19 protein-coding genes are annotated in these 22,221 nt (G+C 70.9%); 5 read left to right on the top strand and 14 right to left on the bottom strand.

What is annotated here, in order from left to right:
* Window positions 1-8: 8 nt before the first annotated feature.
* From VYL96_RS15570 to VYL96_RS15555, 4 genes are all read right to left on the bottom strand, one after another.
* A complete protein-coding gene (locus tag VYL96_RS15570; RefSeq protein ID WP_007631559.1) occupies window positions 9-800 on the bottom strand; it encodes an ABC transporter ATP-binding protein in 792 nt (263 codons plus the stop codon).
* A gap of 2 nt (window positions 801-802) precedes the next feature.
* A complete protein-coding gene (locus VYL96_RS15565; RefSeq protein ID WP_131885898.1) occupies window positions 803-1,810 on the bottom strand; it encodes an ABC transporter permease in 1,008 nt (335 codons plus the stop codon).
* The gene (locus VYL96_RS15560; RefSeq protein ID WP_061228171.1) at window positions 1,807-2,787 is read right to left on the bottom strand and encodes an ABC transporter substrate-binding protein; all 981 of its coding nucleotides are present in this window, start codon (window positions 2,785-2,787) and stop codon (window positions 1,807-1,809) included. The genes VYL96_RS15565 and VYL96_RS15560 overlap by 4 nt, the downstream gene beginning before the upstream one ends.
* A 116-nt stretch (window positions 2,788-2,903) precedes the next feature.
* Window positions 2,904-3,707: a siderophore-interacting protein gene (locus tag VYL96_RS15555; protein ID WP_174521521.1), complete on the bottom strand. Its 804-nt coding sequence runs from the start codon at window positions 3,705-3,707 to the stop codon at window positions 2,904-2,906.
* A gap of 183 nt (window positions 3,708-3,890) precedes the next feature.
* On the opposite strand from VYL96_RS15555, the gene VYL96_RS15550 reads away from it, so the two are divergent.
* Window positions 3,891-6,317: an MMPL family transporter gene (locus VYL96_RS15550; RefSeq protein WP_082767642.1), complete on the top strand. Its 2,427-nt coding sequence runs from the start codon at window positions 3,891-3,893 to the stop codon at window positions 6,315-6,317.
* Window positions 6,318-6,344: 27 nt separating this feature from the next.
* Here VYL96_RS15550 and VYL96_RS15545 read toward each other — a convergent pair whose 3' ends face one another.
* A complete protein-coding gene (locus VYL96_RS15545) occupies window positions 6,345-7,487 on the bottom strand; it encodes an IS630 family transposase (protein WP_061917901.1) in 1,143 nt (380 codons plus the stop codon).
* Here VYL96_RS15545 and VYL96_RS15540 point away from each other — a divergent pair.
* Window positions 7,486-7,950 carry a hypothetical protein gene (locus tag VYL96_RS15540; RefSeq protein ID WP_254425955.1) on the top strand — a complete coding sequence of 155 codons (465 nt, stop codon included), beginning with the start codon at window positions 7,486-7,488 and terminating at the stop codon, window positions 7,948-7,950. The genes VYL96_RS15545 and VYL96_RS15540 overlap by 2 nt on opposite strands.
* Window positions 7,940-8,563, top strand: a complete 624-nt coding sequence (locus VYL96_RS15535; RefSeq protein WP_259882694.1) for a TetR/AcrR family transcriptional regulator — start codon at window positions 7,940-7,942, stop codon at window positions 8,561-8,563. Before VYL96_RS15540 ends, VYL96_RS15535 begins: the two co-directional genes overlap by 11 nt.
* A gap of 173 nt (window positions 8,564-8,736) precedes the next feature.
* Here VYL96_RS15535 and VYL96_RS15530 read toward each other — a convergent pair whose 3' ends face one another.
* From VYL96_RS15530 to VYL96_RS15500, 7 genes are all read right to left on the bottom strand, one after another.
* Window positions 8,737-10,326, bottom strand: a complete 1,590-nt coding sequence (locus tag VYL96_RS15530; RefSeq protein WP_061917886.1) for an IS1182 family transposase — start codon at window positions 10,324-10,326, stop codon at window positions 8,737-8,739.
* Between the two features lie 65 nt (window positions 10,327-10,391).
* The gene (locus VYL96_RS15525; protein ID WP_061229808.1) at window positions 10,392-11,237 is read right to left on the bottom strand and encodes an MBL fold metallo-hydrolase; all 846 of its coding nucleotides are present in this window, start codon (window positions 11,235-11,237) and stop codon (window positions 10,392-10,394) included.
* Window positions 11,237-12,124 (bottom strand): ABC transporter ATP-binding protein, encoded by an 888-nt coding sequence (locus VYL96_RS15520; RefSeq protein WP_061229806.1) that lies wholly within the window; start codon window positions 12,122-12,124, stop codon window positions 11,237-11,239. Before VYL96_RS15520 ends, VYL96_RS15525 begins: the two co-directional genes overlap by 1 nt.
* On the bottom strand, window positions 12,121-13,149 hold the full coding sequence (locus VYL96_RS15515; RefSeq protein ID WP_061917258.1) for a FecCD family ABC transporter permease: 1,029 nt from the start codon (window positions 13,147-13,149) through the stop codon (window positions 12,121-12,123). The genes VYL96_RS15520 and VYL96_RS15515 overlap by 4 nt, the downstream gene beginning before the upstream one ends.
* Window positions 13,146-14,060 carry an ABC transporter substrate-binding protein gene (locus VYL96_RS15510; protein WP_061917263.1) on the bottom strand — a complete coding sequence of 305 codons (915 nt, stop codon included), beginning with the start codon at window positions 14,058-14,060 and terminating at the stop codon, window positions 13,146-13,148. The genes VYL96_RS15515 and VYL96_RS15510 overlap by 4 nt, the downstream gene beginning before the upstream one ends.
* 263 nt (window positions 14,061-14,323) lie before the next feature.
* Window positions 14,324-16,111 (bottom strand): gamma-glutamyltransferase, encoded by a 1,788-nt coding sequence (gene ggt, locus VYL96_RS15505; RefSeq protein WP_207913529.1) that lies wholly within the window; start codon window positions 16,109-16,111, stop codon window positions 14,324-14,326.
* An 18-nt stretch (window positions 16,112-16,129) separates the two neighbouring features.
* The gene (locus VYL96_RS15500; RefSeq protein WP_131885183.1) at window positions 16,130-16,348 is read right to left on the bottom strand and encodes a hypothetical protein; all 219 of its coding nucleotides are present in this window, start codon (window positions 16,346-16,348) and stop codon (window positions 16,130-16,132) included.
* Between the two features lie 148 nt (window positions 16,349-16,496).
* On the opposite strand from VYL96_RS15500, the gene VYL96_RS15495 reads away from it, so the two are divergent.
* Together VYL96_RS15495 and VYL96_RS15490 are read left to right on the top strand one after the other, a co-directional pair.
* Window positions 16,497-16,937, top strand: coding sequence for a carboxymuconolactone decarboxylase family protein (locus tag VYL96_RS15495; RefSeq protein ID WP_061917282.1), 441 nt, complete (start codon window positions 16,497-16,499; stop codon window positions 16,935-16,937).
* 101 nt (window positions 16,938-17,038) lie between these two features.
* A complete protein-coding gene (locus VYL96_RS15490; RefSeq protein WP_131885182.1) occupies window positions 17,039-18,673 on the top strand; it encodes a long-chain fatty acid--CoA ligase in 1,635 nt (544 codons plus the stop codon).
* Between the two features lie 363 nt (window positions 18,674-19,036).
* Here VYL96_RS15490 and VYL96_RS15485 read toward each other — a convergent pair whose 3' ends face one another.
* Together VYL96_RS15485 and VYL96_RS15480 are read right to left on the bottom strand one after the other, a co-directional pair.
* On the bottom strand, window positions 19,037-20,404 hold the full coding sequence (locus VYL96_RS15485; protein WP_131885181.1) for a cytochrome P450: 1,368 nt from the start codon (window positions 20,402-20,404) through the stop codon (window positions 19,037-19,039).
* Window positions 20,405-20,505: 101 nt separating this feature from the next.
* Complete coding sequence (locus VYL96_RS15480; RefSeq protein ID WP_131885180.1) at window positions 20,506-22,167, bottom strand: acyl-CoA dehydrogenase family protein; 1,662 nt, start codon at window positions 22,165-22,167, stop codon at window positions 20,506-20,508.
* Between the last annotated feature and the right edge of the window lie 54 nt (window positions 22,168-22,221).

The following is a 22,221-nucleotide window of genomic DNA, read 5'->3' as shown; positions in this document are numbered from 1 at the left end:
CGGGTGGCTCAGCCGAGGAAGGCCTGATCCGACAGGGTCGCGCCCTTGATGTTGGTGAACTCGCGCAGCAGGTCCTGCACCGTGAGCTTGGATTTGGTCGCGTCATCGGCCTCGTACACGATCCGGCCCTCGTGCATCATGATGAGCCGGTTGCCCAGGCGGATGGCCTGCTCCATGTTGTGCGTGACCATGAGCGTGGTGAGGCCGCCCTCGCGGACGATGCGCTCGGTGATCGACGTGACCAGCTCCGCGCGCTGCGGGTCGAGGGCCGCGGTGTGCTCGTCGAGCAGCATGATGCGCGGCTGCGTGAAGCCCGCCATGAGCAGCGACAGTGCCTGCCGCTGACCGCCCGACAGCAGCCCCACCTTGGCGGTGAGACGGTCCTCGAGGCCCAGTTCGAGCATGGCGAGCTGCTCGCCGAACCGCCCGCGCCGCTTCTTGCTCAGCCCACGCCCGAGACCGCGACGCTGACCGCGGAGCAGCGCCAGCGACAGGTTCTCCTCGATGGTGAGGTTCGGGGCGGTCCCGGCGAGCGGGTCCTGGAACACGCGGCCGATGTACTTGGCGCGCTTGTGGTCGGGCAGACGGTTGACGCGCACGCCGTCGATGTCGATCGCACCGGTGTCCACCGGCAGCTTGCCGGACACGGCGTTGAGCAGGGTCGACTTCCCCGCGCCGTTGGAGCCGATCACGGTGACGAAGTCGCCCTCGCCGAGCGTCAGTGTGAGGTCGTTGAGCGCCCGGCGCTCGTTCGCGGTGCCCGGGAAGAAGGTCTTGGACACTCCGGTGACGGACAGCATCGTCAGACCTCCTTGGTGCCGGGGGCGGTAGAGCCGGGGGCGGCGGACCCGGTGGCGGCCGCGTCGGCGGACGTGCCGGGGCCCGGATCGACCGCGGCACCGACCCCGGCCACGGCCCGCTCGTTGGCCGCGACCGGGGTGGTCGGCTTGCGCCCGAACCGGCCACCCACGGACTTCCAGCGAGGCAGCAGCAGCGCGATGACCACGAGCAGGGCGGTGATGGCCTTCATGTCATTGGGGTTCAGGCCCACCTCGAGCGCCGCGAAGATGATGAGGCGGTAGAGGATCGCACCCACGACTACGGCGAACACGGCCAGCCACAGGCGACGCTGGCCGAGGATCGCCTGACCCAGGATGACCGACGCCAGGCCGACGAGGATGAGGCCGATGCCCATCGAGATATCGGCGAAGCCCGAGTACTGCGCGATGAGCGCGCCGCACATGCCCACGAACCCGTTGGACAGGGCCAGCGTGAGGGTCTTGGTGAAGTCGGTGGAGACGCCGAAGGAGGCGATCATCGGGCCGTTGTCACCGGTCGCCCGGATGGACAGGCCGAGGTCGGTGGTGAGGAACCACAACACGACCAGGCCGAGCAGGATGACGGCCACCGCGAGGACGGCGACGCCGCCCCAGGTGCCGAGGATGCCGGCCTCACGCAGCGGCGTGAACGCCGTGTCCTGCCGCAGCAGCGGGACGTTGGCCCCGTCCATGATCCACAGGTTGACGGACCACAGGGCGATCATGGTGAGGATGCCGGCGAGTAGTCCGTCGATCCGACCCTTGGTGTGCAGCAGGCCGGTGACCGTGCCGGCCAGGAACCCGGTGCCGAAGCCCGCGAGGGTCGCGAGCACCGGGTTCCAGCCGGCGAGGAGCCCCATCGCCGCGGTGGCGGCGCCGGTGGTGAAACTGCCGTCGACGGTGAGGTCGGGGAAGTTGAGGACGCGGAAGGTCAGGAAGACCCCCAACGCCATGACCCCGTAGATGAGGCCTACCTCGACGGCCCCGATCACTTGCGATCAGCCTCGGCGAGGATGTCCTCGGGGATGGTCACGCCCTGACGCTCGGCCGCGGCCTCGTTGACCACGTAGGTGAACTCGGTCGCGGTCTCGACCGGCATCGTGGCCGGGTCCTCGCCGTCGCGCAGGATGCGCAGCGCCATCTCACCGGTCTGGCGGCCCAGCTCGGTGTAGTCGATGCCCAGGGTGGCGACGGCGCCGCCCTCGACGGTGCCCTCCTCCGCGGCGATCACCGGGATCTGCTTGTCCTCGGCGACCTGGACGAGCGAGGCGATGCCGGCCACGACCATGTTGTCGGTCGGCACGTAGATCGCGTCGACGTCACCGAGCGCCTCGACGGCCTGCTGGATCTCGTTGACGGTGGTGACGGTCTGGGTGACGATCTCCAGCCCCAGCGGACCGGCGGCCTCCTCGGCCTGGTCCACCTGGACCTGCGAGTTGACCTCGCCGGAGGCGTACACGACGCCGACACGCTCGGCGTCCGGGACGAGCTGCTTGAGCAGCTCGAGCTGCTCTTCGATGGGAGCGGCGTCCGAGGTGCCGGTGACGTTGGAGCCCGGCTCCTCCATCGAGTCGACCAGCTCGGCCGAGACCGGGTCGGTGACCGCGGTGAACAGCAGCGGGATGTTGATGATGTTCTGGGCCATCGCCTGCGCGGCCGGAGTGGCCACCGCGAGGGTGAGGTCCAGGTCGTCGGCGGCGAACTGCTGGGCGATGGTCAGCGCGGTGGCCTGCTCGCCGTTGGCGTTCTGCTCGTCGAACTCGACCTCGACGCCGGCCTCGGAGAATGCCTCCTTGAACCCGGCCGTGGCCGAGTCCAGAGCCGGGTGCTGGACGAGCTGGTTGATGCCGATGCGGTAGGACTCGCCACCATCGCCGGAGGCGTCGTCACCGCCGCCCGAGCAACCTGCGAGGACGAGAGCCGAGGTGGCGACCAGTCCGGTGAACAGCTTCGCGCGTGTGAATGCCATGTGCCATGCCTTGTCTGTGCCGTCTGGGCCTCCCGGGTGGGTACGCGAGGGGCCGGATGCGTGAACGGTGCTGGCACATGAGGGTACCGGGTCGCCCCGACACGATGAGCCCGGACTCACCTGACGGGCTGCGGGCCCTCCTCCGACTCGGCCAGTTCGCGCTTCCAGGTGCGGAAGCCCTCCTCGGTCCGGCCGCGCCGCCAGTAACCGGAGATCGACGCCCGGGCGGCGGGCACGCCGCGCTCGCGTCGCAGGTACGGCCGCAGGTGCTTCATGACCGTCTCGGCCTCGCCGTGGACGAAGACCTGCACGTCGCCGCCCGGCCACGGCAGGTCACGCACCGCGCCGACCAGCGGAGCGTCGCCGTCGATCAGCCCCGGGCCGGCGTCCGTCGAGGGGGTCCCGCGGTGGATCCAGGTGACCTCCACACCCGCCGGCGCGACGAGGTCGACCTCGTCGTCGTCGCCCCCGACCTCCAGGAACACCGCGCCCACGGCGTCCTCCGGCAGCGACTCCAACGCCGCGGCGACGGCCGGCACCGCCGTCTCGTCCCCGGCCAACAGGTGGAAGTCGGCCTCCGGGTCCGGACGGTAGCCGCCGCCCGGGCCGCGCAGCGCGACCTGCGTGCCCGGGGTGACCGAGCACGCCCACGGGCCGGCCACTCCGGCGTCACCATGAACGACGAAATCGATCCAGACCTCCCGCGCGACCGGGTCGCATCGCCGCACGGTGTACGTCCGCACGACCGTCTCGCCGGCGTGGGGAAGCTCGATCTTGACGTAGCTGTCCGTGTCCGCGCGGGCGGCGAACGAATCGAAGCCCTCGCCACCCAGGATCACCCGGACCAGGTGGGCGGTCACCGTCTCGGTGCGCAACACCGTCAGGACGATCGGGGCGGGGGGCTGGCGATCGCGGGCCACTCGTACTCCTTCGGCAGGGGGTTAGGTAACCCTATCCTCCCGGAGAGTCGCCCCCCGCGGCCGGGGACGACCGCGCGGGGTGTCGTCCGCCACACAACCTTGCACAGACTGTGCAATCGTGCAGAGTCCGTGCAAAACTGCGAGGGTTCGCGAGTTGCACCCACGCCCCGAGGAGCCAAGCGCATGGCGTCATTTCTCTACCGCATCGGCCGGTCGGCCTACCTGCACAGGTGGCGGTTCATCGTCGCGTGGCTGCTCATCATCGCGGGCATGGGCACGGCCGCCGCCACCCTGTCGCAGCAGACCACCAGCAGCTTCGAGATCCCCGGCCTCGAGTCGATCGAGACGCAGGAGGCGATCCAGGAGCGGTTCCCGGGTTCGCCCAGCCAGCTCGACGCGCCGACGGGCACCGTCGTCATCCGGGCACCCGAGGGCAGCACCCTCACCGATCCGGCCGTCGCGGAGGACGTCGACGCCTTCCTCGCCGAGGTGCGGGAACTGGACTTCCTCACCGGCACCGAGGCGATCGTCAGCCCGGTGATGGCCGCCGAGGGCATGCGTCAGCAGATGACCGAGGCCAAGGCCGCGCAGGGCATCCCGCAGGAGCAGATCGACGCCGACCTCGCCGCGCTCAGCCCGCTGAGCGAGGACGGGACGACCGGCACGCTCCAGGTGCAGTTCGACGCCGAGACCACGATGAACGTCGAGGCCGAGGACCGCGAGGCCTTCGCCGACCTCGTCGCGGAGCATCAGGACGGCCTGACGATCGCCTACTCGGGTAACGCGTTCCAGACCTCCGAGATCAGCGCGACCGGCGAGATCATCGGTATCGCCGTGGCCGCCGTCATCCTCACCATCACGTTCGGCTCGCTCATCGCGGCGGGCCTGCCCCTGCTCGTCGGCGTGGTGGGTGTGGGCATCGGCATCGCCGGCATCTTCGCCGCCACCTCCTTCACGGACACGATCAGCAACTTCACGCCGACCCTGGCGTCGATGATCGGCCTCGCCGTGGGCATCGACTACGCCCTGTTCATCGTCTCGCGCTTCCGCACCGAGCTCGTCAAACACATCGGCGGCAACGACCTCGAGCCCAGGGAGCTGGCGCAGCAACTCAAGACCATCCCGTTCCGCGAGCGCGCCCACCTCGCCGGGCTCGCGGTGGGCAAGGCCGGTTCCGCCGTGGTGTTCGCCGGCCTGACCGTGCTCATCGCGCTCGCCGCGCTGTCGATCATCAACATCCCGTTCCTCACGGCGATGGCGCTGTCCGCCGCCGCGACCGTCGCGATCGCCGTCTTCGTCGCGATCACCCTGCTGCCGGCCGTCCTCGGCGCCGTCGGCACCAAGGTCTTCGGCGCCCGCGTCCCGGTCGTCAAGGCGCCGGACCCGGAGGACGAGAAGCCGACGATGGGCCTGACCTGGGTCCGCCGCGTTCGCAAGCACCCGATCCTGCACGCCGTGGTCGCCGTGGTGCTCCTGGGCCTGCTCGCGATCCCGGCCGCGCAGCTGCGGCTCGCCATGCCGTCCGACGGCACGATGTCGCCCGGCACCCCCAACCGCACCGCGTACGACCTCACGGCCGAGGCGTTCGGCCCCGGCCGCAACGCGCCGATGATCGCCCTCGTCGACACCCTCGAGGTCCCGGCGGAGGAGCGTCCGGCCGCGTGGGCCACCGCGGTCGAGGACATCCAGGCGGTGGACGGCGTCCGCAACGCGCAGATCATCGAGTCCAACGAGGCCGGCGACGCCGCTCAGGTGCTCATCACGCCCGAGTACGGGGCGACAGACGAGCAGGCCGCCACGGTGCTGGACAGCATCCGCGCGGGCATCGGCGAGTTCGAGGAGCAGACCGGCGGCACCTACTCCGTCACCGGCGTCACCCCGATCTACGAGGACATCTCCGAGCGACTGTCCGAGGTGCTCCTGCCGTACGTCGGCATCGTCCTGGCGCTGGCGTTCATCCTGCTCATGCTGGTGTTCCGCTCCATCTGGGTGCCGCTCATCGCGGCGCTGGGCTTCGGCCTGTCGGTGGCCGCCACCTTCGGCCTCACCGTCGCGCTGTGGCAGGAGGGCTGGGGCGGCATCGTCTCCGACCCGCAGCCGATCATCAGCTTCCTGCCGATCATCCTCATCGGCATCGTGTTCGGCCTCGCGATGGACTACCAGGTCTTCCTCGTCACCCGCATGCGCGAGGGCTGGGTCCACGGCAAGACCGCGCAGAACGCCGTGTCCAACGGCTTCAAGCACGGTGCGCGCGTGGTCACCGCGGCCGCGCTCATCATGACCAGCGTGTTCGCCGCGTTCATGACGATCGACGAGCAGTTCATCAAGGTGATGGGCTTCGCGCTGGCCGTGGCCGTGCTGTTCGACGCCTTCGTCGTCCGAATGACGATCATCCCCGCGGTGATGTTCCTGCTCGGGGAGAACGCGTGGAAGATCCCGCGCTGGCTCGACCGGATCCTGCCCTCGGTGGACGTCGAGGGGTCGGCTTTGGAGGACGTCGGCGCGGACGGTCCCCGCGGAGCCGGGGACCGCGCGGGATCCGGTGACGACGACGAGGTGGTCCACGCCGACGCGGTGGCCGCGGGCCGGTCCACGAGGTCCGATGCCTAGTGGGCATCTCCGTTAGTTCGTCGGGGGTCATGCTGCGCGGAGGGTGCCGTCGTTGTTGAGGCGGTCGAGGTGGCGGTTGAGGTCGTCGCGGGTGTACTTCCAGCCGAACGGTTCGGCGCTTCGGTTGTAGCGATCCTGGAACGCGAGGATGCGTGCGGCGAGATCGTCGAGGTCTGCGAAGTCGCCGGTGGCGATGGCTTTGCGCTGCAGGATCGAGAAGTAGATTTCGACCTGGTTGAGCCACGAGGCGTGCACCGGAAGGTGCACCAGGACCGCGTTGGGAAACGCATGACGCATCCGGTCTTTCGAGGCCTGACCTGCGTGGGATGAGCCGTTGTCGACGACCCAGAACACTCGCTTCGCGGATGCGTATGGCTCTTGGGTCATCACCTGCTCGACCAGTTCGGTGAACGGGGCGATCCCTGTCTTGGGTGCGGTCATCCCCATCACGCGGGCCTGGTGGACGTCGTAGGCGGCGAAGTAGGCCAACGTCCCACCGCGGCGGTACTCGAACTCCACGCGCCGCGGCTGACCGGGCCTGGCGGGAGTCTCGGCGTGACGGCGTTTGAGGGCTTGGAGCTGTGATTTTTCGTCCGCACTGATGACGTACTCATCGTCGCCGAGAGCAACGCCGTTCCAGCGCCGGTGGTACAGGTCCAGCACCCGGGCGGCCTTGACGGCGAAGTCGGGGTCGCGGGGAAAAATCCACGACCGGTGCTGCCACGGCTTGATCGCATCTGCGGCCAGCCAGCGCCCGATCGTCGCCGACGCCACGGGGCGCACCAGCCCTGTGGCCACGGCGTGGGCTCTCAACTCGGCGGCCGACCATCTGGTCAGTGGCAGACCGTGGTCAGCCGGGCGCGTACACGCCAACGCTTTGACCTGGGCGACCTCGACGGGGGTGAACACTCGCGGTCGTCCCGAGCGGGGCCGATCTTTGAGACCCTCCAGGCGCTCGGTGCAGAACCGATGCCGCCACTGGCGCACCGTGTCTTCGCACACCCCGACCTCGCGGGCGATCGCAGCGTTGGCATCACCGGCAGCGGCCGCCAGGACGATCCGGGCTCGCAGTACATCGCGGTGCGCACAACGAGCAGCGTGCGCGCGGCGGGTCAGCACGTCGCGTTCTTTGCCGGACAGGATGACGATAACGGCGCTGGTGGGAGGCATGTTCATTTCTGACGCACCCAGCGGCGCCCGCCAAGCCGCCACGCCGGAACAAGCCGAAAGTCGAGGGCGAGAAACGGCGGCGGCGATGATGGAGACCATGGCCAAGATCCCCGACTCGACACAGACCTCACTGCGACAGAAACTCCTGGCCCGCGCTGCCGAACGGTGGCCCCAGATCCAGGCCCTGCACACCCGCTACCGGGCCGGATTCGCCTACATCGATGCCACCTTGACCGACGGGGACGAAGTCAAGCTCTGCCGACTGCGCTACGCCGGATCAGCCAGCCAGTGGGGTTTTGCGATCTACCGCGCCAGCCACGACGACTACCAGCAAGCCGCCCTGCCAAACGGATGGCCCTCAGGCACTCCCGCAGAAGCCCTCGACACCGCCTGCGGCCTCTATCTCGGCGACCCCACCGCCTGGATCACCGACCCCCGACGAACTAACGGAGATGCCCACTAGCCTGCGCGAGCGGAAGAAGGCCGACACCCGCACCCGTCTCTCGGCGGCCGCCGTGGAACTCCTGGTCGCCGAGGGGGCGGAGGGCGCGACGGTGTCGGCGATCGCGGGACGGGCGGGGGTGTCCACCCGCACGTTCCACAACTACTTCGCCCACCGCGAGGACGCGTTCCTGCACTTCCTGCGCGAGCAGATCGCGGAGTTCGTGCGGCAGGTGGACCAGGCCCACCCGGACCTGACCCCCGTGGACATCTTCCGCACGATGTTCCGCGAACTGTACGGGCGCTCGTCGGACGACATCGAGGCCGCCGAGAACCTGTTCGTGGCCGGGGAGCAGATCGGGATCATGCTCTCCAGCGACGCCCGGTCGTGCCTCGCGGAGCAGATCCTCGACCCGCTGTACGACGCGATCGGCCGCCGGGAGCCGCAGCTCAGCCGGTTCCGCATCCGGGTGCTGGTGGACCTGAGCCTGGCCGCCGGTGCCTCGGTGCTGCGGCACCGCCCGCGCGGCGGCGAGCAGGACGCGACGCACGGTCGCGCGGGTTACCTCGACGAGGCGTTCGACCTGCTCGAGCGCGGCGCCGCCGACCTGCTGCGCGGCGGCGAGCGCCGCTAGGAGACTGCTGAACAAGCTGCGATCCTGGCACGCCCGGTGTGCGTGAGGGTCCGGTTGGCCGTCGCGCGGAGTGTGGGGCTTGAGATTTCTGGGTTCGGCGAAAGGTTCGTGGCGCCCACCGCGGGTTGTTCGAGCCTCTGCTGGGGCGGGAATGCCTGGCCCCGGCCCGCTGATCAGGCCAGGGCCCAGGTTCCGTTTTGGTTGGTCAGTCCCATGGCGAGTAGTCGGCGCAGGTTGAGGGCGGCAACGCGGTGGTGGAGCCAGGTGTTGTTCTTCTCGACCCCGCGGTACGGCACACGCCGAGCGCCTCGGGTCAGCCAGGCGATCGAGCGTTCCACCATCGGTCGGTGCTGGCGGTACACGGTCTTGAAGTCCTCATCGCCGGCCCGCTGGCGGTGCTGGCGTTGCAGCAGGTGGTGCTCGCCGAGCACCACTTTGCGCCCCGTGGCTGAGGTAGTGCACCGCTGACGCAGCGGGCAGCCACGACACGCCGCCCCGAAGGTGGCATTGCCCTTGGCAGAGAGGCCACGGGTGATGTTGGCGGGGCAGGTCAGGGTGCCCGCCACGGCGTCGAAGGTGAAGTCATCCAGGGTGAACCCGCCCTCGACCGCGGGCCGTAGCGGCCACGGCTTGACCAGGGGCAGCCACTGCTTGCCGGCCAGGGTGTGCAGCATGTCGCCGCTGGCATAGGCCGAATCGCCGAGCACCTCGACCTGCTCACCGTCATCGACGGTGGGATCGGCGGTGACCAGCCCCGCACCGACCGCGGCATCGGAATTGCTGGGTCCGTTGGGTTTGGTCAGGGCGCACATCGTGGTCAGGCCGGTATCGGGCTCGACGACGATGTGGGCCTTGAACCCGTCTTGGCGGCGCTGCCGGGTCTTGTGGGCGTGGCGGGCATCGGGGTCCACGGTGGAGATCACCCGATCCGGCGCCGTGCGGCGGGCGATGCGCCACCGCCCGTCGGTGCCGTCTGAATCCTCGGCCGGTTCGACGTCCTGCCCTGCCACCAGCGCCAGTAGCGCCACCGCTTCGGCCGGCTTGCCACCGGCGGCGGTGATCGCCTCGACATCTAGTGCCGCCAACAGCGCCAGCGCGTCTGCGACCAGGGCGGAGACCAACTCGTCTCGGGCGGCCTGGTCATCCCAGGCGATGCGCGGCTTACCCGACGCGATGTAGTCCTGCCCGCACACCGCCGCCAACCGGGTGCACTCGGTGGCGATCAACTCCTTCGCCCCGGGCACCTCGCGGCCCACCCGGCGGATCTGGGCGATCAGCTGGGTGATCGTGTCCTGGCGGGCCACCGCGTCATCCAAAACCGTTGAATCCAGCGCCCGGCGGGTCTTGGCCTTGACCGCACCGGTCTCGGCGATGACCTGACGCACCACCTCGAAGATCCGCTGCGGCCGCTCACTGGCCGCCAGGCGGCGTCGCCAATAGGTCAACGTCGACGAGTTGAAACCCTTCGCATCGACCGGATACCCGCAGGCGGCCTTCCACCGCAGGTCAAACGTCAGCGCGTCGACCGCCTCCCGATCGGAGTGCCCGAACAGTGCTTGCAGCACGATGACCGAGGCGATCACCTCACCCGGGATCGAGGGCCGGCCCCGCCCCGAGGGAAACAGATCCGCGAACAACTCGTCCGGGAACAACCGGTCACGATGCTCGGCCAGCAACGCGAACACGCTGCCGGGCTCGAGAAGATGCCCCGCCACCGACTCCACATCCAACAACTCACGCTGCCGATCCGACTCACCCTGCATGACCCACATCATTTCAGGGCCACCCCAACCCCGCGGGCCGTACACGCACTTTGTTCAGCAGTCTCCTAGCGCGAGTCGAGGTCGCGGTCACCGGGAGTCCGCTGATCGCGACCGCAGCAGACCACCTCGCCGTCGACCCCGGCACGGGCGCCGAGGCCGTGCAGGCGCGCGGCCAGGACGTCGGGCGCCGGATTGTGATGCCCCAGGTGGACGGCGACCACCTCGGTCTCATCGACCACCGCGCCCACCCCGCGCAGCCGCGCGAGCAGGTCGGCGAACCGGGACAGGCCCAGGTGCACGGGGGAGAGCTCCTCGCGGTCGCCGAGGGTCTGTTCCATGAACACCGCGTCGTACCGGGCGTCACGGACCGCGGCGAACCAGTCCTCGTCCCACGGACCGGTGTCGGTGGCCCACAGCAGTCGCGCGCCGTCGGGCCCGGTGAGGTCGTAGAGCACGGCGTCGCCGTCGCGGAAGACACGGTGCCGGGCCGGCAGCACGCGCACGTCGTAGCCGCCCACGATGAGCCGGTCCCCGGCGACGACCGGGACGAACCGCACCGGGTCGTCCGGACCGACCCACGGACGGCACACCTCGAGCGCGTCGGCGGGACCGACCACCTCGAGCCCACCCGCCCCCGGGACCCACGAGCGGTAGAGCAACGCCTGCGGACCGAGATGGTCGGCGTGGGCGTGAGTGATGAGCAGATGCCTGACCGACGCCAGGGTGCGCCCGAGCCGCACCGCCGCGCCGGGGGCCTCCGGGCCGCAGTCGATCAGCAGCTCGTCGTCGACAAGCGCGCAGGTCTGGCCGCGCACCACGCCGAGCCGGCGCGCCTCGCCGCACGACGTGCACCGGCAGAACGGGTTGGGCCAGCCGTCGGCCGCGCCCGTGCCCAGCAGCACGACTTCCATCACGGCGCGCACTCCCCGGGCGTCCGGCGCCCGGGCGCGCCCTCCTCGCCGGGCCCCGCTCCCGCGCCGCGCAGGGGCAGCACCGCCGGGCCGTCGGGACGCTCCACGACCTCGACGCGCGCCCCGTACACCTGCGCCACCCGTTCGGCGGTGAGCACCTCCTCCGGCCGGCCGTCGGCCACGACGCGCCCGCCGTCCAGTAGCACCAGCCGCTCGCCGTAGTGCGCGGCCGAGGTGAGGTCGTGCATGGCCGCGACCACCGTCAGCCCGCTCTCGCGCCGCATCGAGTCGACCAGGTCCAGCACCTGCTGCTGGTGACCGATGTCGAGGGCGCTGGTGGGCTCGTCGAGCAGCAGCACCCGCGGCTCCTGCGCCAGCGAGCGACCGAGCACCACCCGCTGGAGCTCGCCGCCGGACAGGGTGGTCGCGGTGCGCGCGGCGAGGTCGCGCAGGTCGAGGCGGTCGATCACCCGGTCGACGACCTCGTGGTCGTGGGCGGTCTCCGTGCCGAAGCGGGAGATGTGCGGCGTGCGACCGAGGCGGATGAGCTCGCGCGCGGTGACGCCCTCCGGTACCACCGGGCGCTGCGGCATCATCGCCACCGTCCGCGCTACGCGGCGGCGCCCCGCGCGGCGCGGCGCGAACCCCTCGACCTCGACGCCCCCCGACGTCGGGACGAGACCCGCGAGTGCGAACAGCAGGGTGGTCTTACCGGAGCCGTTGGGGCCGACCAGCGACACCCAGGAACCCGCGGGAACCGACAGGTCGATGCCGTGCAGGACCGGCGTGCGGTCGCGGACGACGTGCAGGTCGCGGCAGGCCAGGGCGGGGTGGCGTGGTGCGGCCGGGCTCGAGGGGGCCCGGCGCGCGTGGTCGGCGGGGCTCATATCTGCCCCCGACTGCGGCGCAGGACCACGAGGAAGAACGGGGCGCCGATCGCGGCGGTGACCACGCCGATCGGCAGCTCGGCCGGGCTCATGGCGGTGCGCGCGATGACGTCGGCCAGCACGAGAAACGTCGCCCCGGCCAGCAGGGAGGTGGGCAGCAGCAGTCGGTGCCCGGGCCCTATGAGCATCCGCACCGCGTGCGGGATGACGATGCCCACGAACCCGATGAGGCCCGAGACCGACACGACCGCCGCCGTGCCGAGGGTGGCGACGCTGATGAGGATGAGACGCACCCGCGCCGGGGAGATGCCCATCGTGGCGGCCTCGACGTCGCCGACCGCCATGACGTCGAGCATGCGCCGGAACAGGGCGATCACCGCCACGGAGACCAGCACGTACGGCAGGACCGCCCGCACGTCGGTCCACCCGCTGGTGGTGAGGCGTCCGAGCATCCACGAGTACACCTGCCGAAGCGTGTCGTCGTGACGCTGCATGAAGAAGGTCTGGATGGCGCTCGCGAACGCGGCCACCGCGACGCCGGCGAGGATGATGACGACCTCGCTGCGCCCGCCGCCCACGCTGCGTCCCAGCGCGTACGTGGCCATCACGGCGATCATGCCGCCGGCGAACGCGGCCGGCGGCACCAGGCCCGAGCCCATCGCACCGCCCGCGACGATCGCCAGTGTCGCGCCCAGGCCGGCGCCGCTGGACACGCCCAGCAGGTATGGGTCGGCGAGCGGATTGCGGAACACGCCCTGGTAGGTGGCGCCCGCGATCGCCAGTGTCGCGCCGACGATCGCACCCAGAACGACGCGCGGGACCCGGATCTCCCACAGGATCACCTGCTGGCGCTCGGTGAGGCCGGAGTCCACCGCTAGGAGCGGCAGGCGGTCGAGCAGGTCGAGCAGCACCCCGCCGGCGGTGAGTCCGGCCGGGCCGATGAGGGTGCCCAGCAGCATCGCCGCTCCGAAGAGCAGCGTCGCCCCGCCCAGCACGAGGGCGTGGCGGGGCGACGGGCGGGTCACGGGGTGGGCTGGGGCGCGGGCTGGTCGGCGGGGATCTGCGCGACGATCGCGGCGACCTCGCGCATGAAGTCCACGATGCGCGGGCCCCAGCGGCTGGCCAGGTCCTCGTCCACCACGTGGACGCGGTCCTCGCGCACGGCGGTGAGCCCGTCCCAGCCGGGACGCTGCGCCACGGTCTCCGCGGTGACGCCGCAGCACTGCCCGTCGGCGAGGAAGATGAGGTCCGGGTCGGCCTCGAGTATGAGTTCCTCCGACAGCTGCGGGTAGGTGTCGTCGCCGGTGGCGATGGAGGTCAGGCCGAGCACGGAGTAGATCTCGCCGACGTAGGTCGCGTCGGTGACGGTGTAGTACGTGTCGTCCAGCTCGTGAAAGTACGTCAGCGGCGTCTCGCGCTCGGGCACCGAGGCGACGATCTCGTCGATCTCGCCCTGCATCCGCGACACCAGCTCGGCGGCCTCGCCGATGTTGCCGGTGGCCGCGCCCACCTGCTCGAGCTGGGTGTACGTGTCGTCGAGGGTCTGGGCGGCCGGCAGCTGGAGCACCTCGACGCCCGAGCGCTCGAGCCCGGCCACGACGTCGGCGTTGTCGTCGGTGAGCACCACGAGGTCGGGGGCGTAGCCCAGGATCGCTTCGAGGTTGGGCGTGTAGCCGGACAGGTCGGTGACCGGCGCGTCTTCCGGGAAGTCGGAGCGCTCGTCCACCGCCACCACCTGGTCGCCCGCGCCGACGGCGTAGAGCATCTCGGTGGTCGTGGGGCTCAGGGACACGATCGCCTGCGGCTCGTCGGCCGCCGCGCCGGTCTGGTCGGCGGGGGCGGAGTCTTCGCCATTGGAGCCGCTGCACGCGGTGGCGACGAGCGCGAGGGCGGCCAGCGGCGCGATCAACAGTGAGCGGGCTCGTGGGTGGGGCATGGCATCCTCCGCGGCTCGGAGGACGAGAACAGCTCGGGCCGCGGCGGTGGGGCCGCGGCACTCGACCGTTCTTCGTCCGAGGTCAGTACGTACGGCTACCGCGGCACGGGCCGACCTGACTCGCCCGTCCGGGGACGGGGTCACAGTTGCGGGACGGCGCCGGATCCACACCGACTTCCGCCGAGTCGCCGCGGGGCGCCCGGCGCAGGTGGCCGGACCTCTCGAGGGTAGCCGAGCAGGCGCCGCGGGCAGAAGCCGCCGCGTCACCCGCCCAGCACGATCCCCTCGCGCCGGGGGTCGGCGCCGCCGACGAGCGTGCCGTCGGACTGGCGCAGAATCGCCGAGAGGCCAGACGACTGCTCCTCGGTGGAGACCTCGTGGCCGCGCTCCGTGAGCCACCGGGTCAGCTCGGAGTCGTCGGTCACCGCCGGGTGTTCGCCGCCGATCGCGGTCTCGGGCGAGTTGATCGCCCCGAACGACGGGGAGCCCACGGCCTGCTGCGGGTCGAGTTCCCAGTCGAGCATGCCGACCAGCGTCTTGACGACGAACTGGATGATCCGCGACCCGCCGGGCGACCCGACGACCGCGCGCAGCTCACCGCGCGCGAGGGGCGTGCCGTCGAAGACCAGTGTCGGCGCCATGGACGAGCGCGGCCGCTTGCCGGGCTGGACCCGGTTGGCCTGCAGCTGCCCGGCATCGTCGCGCGGCTCGGCGGCGAAGTCGGTGAGCTGGTTGTTGAGCAAGAACCCCTCGACCATCTGGAAGGAGCCGAACGCGGACTCGATGGTCGTGGTGAGCGCGGCGGCGTTGCCCTGCGCGTCGACGATGCTGATGTGGGTGGTCCCGTGTTCGGGGCCGGTGAACACGCCGCGGGCGTCGAAGGGGAAGTCGCCGGGCTCGGCCTCGCCCATGGAGCGCTCGGTGTCGATGAGGCCGGCGCGTCCGGCGAGGTAGCCGGGTCGCAGCAGGGTCATCGCGGAGCCCAGCGGCGGTGGGACGAAGCGTGGGTCGGCGATGTAGACGTCGCGGTCGGCGTAGGCGAGCCGTTCGGCCTCGGTGACCAGGTGTACTGCCTCGGGGGCGGGCAGGCCGCCGTCGGGTCCGACGTCGGTCGGCGGGTACGCGGCGAGGTCGGACTCGGCGAGCATGGCCAGGGTCGAGGCGACGGCGGTGCCCCCCGAGGACGGTGGCGCCATGCCGCACACGGCGTGGTCGCGGTACGGGCTGCACACGGGGTCGCGCGTGACGGCCTCGTATCCGGCGAGGTCGTCGAGGGTCATGGCGCCGGGGGTGATGCCCTCGCGCTCGGTGCTGACCTGGTCGACGATCGCCTCGGCGATCGCGCCGGTGTAGAACGCGTCGGCGCCCTCGGTGGCCACGGCGGACAGGGTCTTGGCGTAGGCGGGGTTGGTGAGGCGCGTCCCGGCGGGTTTCCCGGTGTCGCCGTCGAGGAAGTACCCGGCGGCGTCGGGGTCGCGGGCCAGGTCCGCGGCGGAGGCGGCGATGGATTCGGCCAGGCGTGGGCTGATCTCGAAGCCGTCGTCGGCCAGCAGCACCGCGGGGTCGAACAGGTCGCGCCACTCGCGCTCGCCGTGGTCGGCGTGGGCCGTCTCGAGCAGGCGGAGGATGCCGGGCACGCCGATGGACCGCCCGCTGCGCCGCGCGTCGGGCTGCGGTGCGGCGGTGTCGTCGGGCGAGATGTGCCGGAGGTAGTCGACGGTGGCGGCGGCGGGCGCGGTCTCCCGGCCGTCGTACGTTTCGACCTGCCCGGACTCGGCGTCGTAGTGCACGAGGAATCCGCCGCCGCCAAGGCCGGAGGACTGCGGCTCGACCAGCCCGAGGACGGCCTGGGCGGTGACCAGGGCGTCGGCGGCGGTACCGCCGTCGGCGAGGACCTCGCACGCCGCCCGGGTCGACAGCGGGTGCGCGGTGGAGACCGAGTACGACGCGGTGGCGACGGGCCGCATCCCGGTGCGGAACCCGGTGGCGACCTCGGGGTTCAACGAGATGGGCCCCTCGGGGCCGGCCTGGCCGTCGGCGGTGCGGGCCACGGGCGTGCCGCCGCCGTCCTACGCGCACGGCGCCGTGTCCTGGACCGGGAGGGGCTCGCCGCCGAGCGTGCCGGGACGCGCGGAGGTGGTGCGGTCCGGGGGCGACGACGACGAGGTGGCCGTCGCGTCCTCCTCGGCCCCTCCGGGCTCGGTCGAGCAGGCCGACAGCGCCAGGACGGGCGCGAGTCCGAGCGCGAGGACCGCGCGTGCGATCCGTCGGGTTGTCCGAGAGTGCATGGCGGGCCGCCTTCCCGAGCCGGATACCTGTCCCCAGAGTGCTCCGCCGGCGGGGCGGGCGTGGCGCTTTCGGCGGAGACGGGACAGGGGAGGATGGTCGGTGCCTCACGAGGCACTGACGGATGACGCCCAGTGGAAGGACCAGCAGATGACGACGACGAGTTCCGCCGACAACGGGCCAGCGGCCCGGGACCTGCGCGAGCAGGGATTCGCGACCAGGCGGGAGGTGATGGGGGACGCCTTCGTCGACCGGGCGATGGACCGGGCGGCCGGGACGGCGTCGGAGGCCATCCAGTACGTGGTCACCGAGAACGTGTGGGGCAACATCTGGGACCGGCCGGGCCTGGGTCGGCGGGACAGGAGTCTGCTCAACATCGGCATGCTGGTGGCGCTGCGCGCGAACGCCGAGCTGGCCGGCCACGTCCGCGGGGGCCTGACCAACGGGCTGACGCGGGAGGAGATCACCGAGGCCGTCATCCACGCCTCGGGGTACTGCGGGGCGCCCGCCGCCCTGTCGGCGATGAAGACGGTCCAGGAGGTGTTCGACGCCCTCGACGCCGAAGCGGGCGATTCCCCCCTGAGCGGATAGGTCGGAAGGGGTCGGGAGTAGTCTCGACCTTCAGAGTGATCTACGGCATACCCACGCGTCCCCTCAGGTCACGCACGCCCCGCGAGTAAGGAGTCCCGCCCATGCGCAGCACGATGATGCCGGAGCAGCTGAACATCAGCACGATCCTGCAGTTCGGTTCGACCGTCCACGCCGATGCCGTGGTCACCACCTGGACCGCGGAGGGGCCGCGCAAGCTCTCGTTCGGCGATCTCGGCAAGCGCGCTGCGCAGCTGGCCCACGCCCTGCGGTCGCTGGGGATCGACGGTGACCAGCGGGTCGCCACCTTCCAGTGGAACAACTCCGAGCACCTGGAGGCCTACCTGGCCATCCCGTCGATGGGCGCGGTGCTGCACCCGCTCAACATCCGGCTTTTCCCGGACCAGCTCGAGTTCGTGGCCAACCACGCCGAGGACAAGGTCGTCATCGTCGACCCGAGCCTGATCCCGCTGCTGCAGCCGCTCCTGCCCCGCTTCTCGACGGTCGAGCACGTGATCGTGACCGGTGGTGGCGCCGCGAGCCTGGAGGCTCCCGAGGGCGTGCAGGTGCACGACTACGAGGCGCTCCTGGCCGCGCAGCCCACGGAGTTCGAGTGGCCGGAGGTCGACGAGAACTCAGCCGCCGCGATGGCCTACACCTCGGGCACGACCGGCGACCCGAAGGGCGTCGTCTACTCGCACCGCTCGATCTACCTGCACTCGATGCAGGTGTGCATGTCCGACGGCATGGACATCTCGGTGGATGACAACGTCCTGGCGATCGTCCCGATGTTCCACGCCATGTCGTGGGGCCTGCCGTACGCCGCGTTCATGGTGGGCGCCTCGCTGCTCATGCCGGAGCGGTTCCTGCAGCCCGAGCCGCTCGCCGCGATGATCGCCTCCGAGCGTCCCACGCTGGCCGCCGCCGTGCCGACCATCTGGATGGCCTTGGATGCCTACAGCGTGGACCACCCCGTGGACATGTCGAGCTTCCGCGCCGTGGTGGTGGGCGGCAGCTCCTGCCCGCCGGAGTTGATCCGTAAGTTCAAGGAGCGCTACGGGATCAACATCATCCACGCCTGGGGGATGACCGAGACCTCGCCCATCGGCACGCTGTCGCGGCCCAAGGCGGAGCTGCCGGAGGAGAAGCAGTTCCAGCTGCGGACCACCCAGGGTCGTTTCCTCGCGGGCGTCAAGGCGCGGATCGTCGACGACGCCGGCAACGAGTTGCCGTGGGACGGCGAGTCTGTGGGCGAGCTGCAGGTCCGCGGCCCGTGGATCACCGGAAGCTACTACAAGGTCGACAACTCGGACTCGTTCGATGACGGCTGGCTGCGCACCGGCGACGTGGGTTACGTGCGGCCCGAGGGCTTCCTCCAGCTGACCGACCGCGCCAAGGACATCATCAAGTCCGGCGGCGAGTGGATCTCCTCGGTCGAGGTGGAGAACTACCTGCTCGAGCACCCGGCCGTGGCCGAGGCGGCCGTTGTCGGTGTGCCGGATCCCAAGTGGGACGAGCGCCCGCTGGCCGCGATCGTCGTCAAGGAGGGCATCCCCGATCCGGACGTCGAGGAGCTCCGCGCGCACCTGGCACAGCGGATGGCCAAGTGGCAGGTGCCGGAGCGCTTCGCCTTTGTCGACGAGATCCCCAAGACCTCGGTCGGCAAGCTGGACAAGAAGCGCATCCGCGCCTCGCATTCGGAGGGCGAGCTCGAGGTGATCAACGCCCTCGAGAGCTGACCCCGGCCCCGCCGCCCCACCGCCCGGGTCCTCCGCCCCGCCGCCCGAGTCCGCCGGGCATGGCCGCCGGGCGGCGGTTCGCCCATCGAAAAGACGGTTCCGCACGCGCCCACTCGGCCGACGCGGGCGGAACCGTCTTCTCGTCTGACAGCGGGGCTGCCGGCCGCCCGCCCGGCGCTCAGCTCACCTATCGGATCTCTCGCCACCTACCAGATCCCCACGCCGCCTATCGCGATCTGCGCCACCTAGCGGATCCGGTAGGCGCCGCGGAATCGGATAGGTGGCGCCGGCGCGGGCGACTCTAGCTGCGCATATGCCCGCGCCCGCACCCGGAGCAGGTGCGGGCGGGTGGGCGGCGGCGGGTCAGGCGTGGACGCGCGAGAGCCGGCGCAGGGCGACGGGCAGCCCGTCGCCGGGGTAGGGCAGCGAGTCGTTCTTCATGGGCGGGGAGTAGTCCAGCGGCACCGACCACTCGAAGTGGCGCAGCAGCGCGCTCAGCACGAGCTTCGACTCGAGGTTGGCGAAGATCATGCCGAGGCACTTGTGCACGCCACCGCCGAAAGGCTCCCACGCGAAGCGGTGCGACTTGTCCTCCCGCCGCTCCTCGGAAAACCGCTCCGGGTCGAAGATCTCCGGGTCCGTCCAGTACTCGGGCATGTGGTGTGAGTACAGCGGCATCACCGAGATGAGCCGACCCGCCGGGATCTCCACCCCGAGGATCTCGGTGTCCTTGACCGTCTTGCGGGCCAGCACCGGAACCGGCGGGTGCAGACGCAGCGTCTCCTTCATCACCAATGCGAGGTCAGGCAGCTCCTCCAGCTCGGCCATGCTCGGGTTCGGGCCCAGCGCCAGGCACTGCCGACGCAGCCGCTCCTGCCATTCCACGTCGCGGCCCAGTTCGTAGACCATCGACGTCACCGTGCTGGTCGTGGTGTCATGCGCGGCCATCAGCAGGAAGATCATCTGGTTGATGATGTCGTCGTCGTCGATCCCGCCGGAGGCGTCCGCCACCTGACACAGCGCGGAGAACAGGTCCTCTCCCGGATTCGCGCGGCGGGCCGGAAGATGGCGGCGGAGGAACTCCTCCAGCAGCCGGCGGCCGCGGGTGGCGCGGCCCCACTTGGTGAACGGCACCGGGGCCGTCGACCGGACGTACCCGTTGGCCGCCTGCACGCAGTCGACGAAAGCCGTGTTCACACGGTCGATCTCGCCGGGAACGGCGTACTCGGCGCCGCCCATGAACACGTCGGTCGCCAGGTCGAGCGTGTGCGACTTGAGTGCGGGGTAGATCCGGAACGCCCGGTCCGGCGACCAGGACGCGATTCCCGCGTCGACGAGCGGCGCGAGCGTCCGCGTGTAGCCCTCGAGCCGGGGGCGGGTGAACGCCTCCTGCATGATCTGCCGGTAGTGCTTGTGCTCCTCGAAGTCGAGCAGCATCAGCCCGCGATTGAAGAACGGCCCCACCAGGTATCCCCAGCCCGGGCCGCTGGCGAACGCCTTGTCGCCGTTCTGCAGAGCGGCCTGGCACGCGTCGGGGCCGATGAGCGCGGTCCTGGTCCGGCCGAGGAGGTTGAGATCGGAGACCGGGCCGTGGTCGCGATAGCGACGGGCCATCGCGGACAGTGGGTCGTGCACATATTCCAGCGTCTTGCCCAGCACCGGCAGGTGGGAGCGCAGCGGCGCGGGCCCGGGACGGAAGACCTTCTCGCGCGGCTCACCGGAAATTGACATACAGCACCTCGTTGTGGGGATGCCCCCAGTGTGTGACACGGCTCACGTGCTGTCACGCGATTTCCGAAACCGGCGGTGTCGTTTCTCTGCCGCGCGCCGGGTCAGGCCCTCTCGACCAGTGCGCGGATGTCCACACCGTCGGGCAGGGCGCCGTACTCGGCCGAGCGGTCGTCGCCGAGGCGGGCCAGGCAGAACGCCTCCGCGACCGGGGCCGGGGCGTGGGCGAGCAGGACCGCGGCCTGCTGGGCCAGCGCCATCGACTCGACCAGCCGTCGCGCGATCCCGGGCGCCGCGCCCGGGTCGGCGGCGGCCCGGCTCACGAGCCCGCGCACCCGCTCGACGTGCCGGTCGTACAGCTCGTGACCGCCCAGCTGCGCGGACAGCTCGGCATCGAACGCCGCTACCGACTCCGGTTCCCGGGTCATGGCCCGCAGCACGTCCAGGGCGATGACGTTGCCCGAGCCCTCCCACACCGCCAGCACCGGCTGCTCCCGGTAGCGGCGCGCGAGTGGGAACGCCTCGGTGTAGCCGTTGCCGCCGAGGCACTCCAGCGACTCGTAGGCGTGGTTCGGCCCGCGCTTGCAGACCCAGTACTTCGCCACCGCGGTGGCCAGCCGACGGTAGGGGGCGAATTCCTCGTCGTCGTACGCCGACGCCAACCTCAAGGCCGTCCACGTCGCGGCCTCGGACTCGAGCTGCAGGTCGGCCAGGACGGCCGCCATCGCGGGCTGGTCGACGAGTGTCGCGCCGAACGCCGCCCGGTGCCGGGCGTGCCACGCGGCCTCGGCCACGCCCTGCCGCATTCCCGCCGCGGCGCCGAGCACACAGTCCAGCCGCGTGCGACCGACCATCTCGATGATCGTGCGCACGCCGCGGCCGGGCTCGCCGACCATCCACCCGAGCGTGCCGTCGAACTCCACCTCGGAGGACGCGTTGGACTTGTTGCCGAGTTTGTCCTTGAGCCGCTGCACGAGGAACGGGTTGCGCTCGCCACCCGGCAGCACGCGTGGGACGAGGAAGCAGCTCAGCCCCTCTGGCGCCTGCGCCAGCACGAGGAACGCGTCCGACTGCGGTGCCGAGCAGAACCACTTGTGGCCGCGCAGGACATGGCAGCCCGAGTCGCCCGCGGCCCCGGAGCCACCGGTGGTGACGGGCTCAGCGATCGTGGTGTTCGCGCGCACGTCCGAACCGCCCTGCTTCTCGGTCATCGCCATGCCGAACAGCACGCCCGATTTGGTTTCGGGGTCGCGTAGCTCCGGGTCGTAGACGCGGGAGAGCAGCGCGGGCTCCCACTCGGCGGCCAGCTCCGGGCTCAGGCGCAACGACGGGACCACGGCGTGTGTCATGGACAGCGGGCAGCCGTGCCCGGCCTCGACCTGGGAGACCAGCATGAACCCGGCCGCCCGCTCGACGTTGGCGCCCTGACCGGGGTCGGCCCACGCCGAGGTGTGCAGTCCGTGGGCCACCGAGTACTCCATGATGCGGTGGTAGGAGGGGTGGAACTCGATCTCGTCGACGCGGTTGCCCCACCGGTCGTGCGAGTGGTGCACGGGCAGGTGGGTGTTGGCGAGCTCGGCGTCGTGTTGGTACCGCGCGGTGCCGACGTGGCGGCCGATCTCGTGGAACCCCTCGATCCGCGCATGCGGGGAGAAGGTCGCCACCGCGTCCTGCAGCGCCGGGTTGAGGGCGAACTCGTCCACGTCGACCCGCGGCGGAGCCTGGTTGAGGACCTCGTGGGTGGAATGGTTCCGGGTCGCCGACATGGGCCGTCCTAACTCTTGAAGTACTGAGCTCCTGAAGTACTCAGCTCTTGAAAT

It is taken from the genome of Dietzia maris (genome assembly GCF_036287335.1).
GTDB lineage: Bacteria > Actinomycetota > Actinomycetes > Mycobacteriales > Mycobacteriaceae > Dietzia > Dietzia cinnamea.
This window is presented reverse-complemented; position numbering and strand designations above follow the sequence as displayed.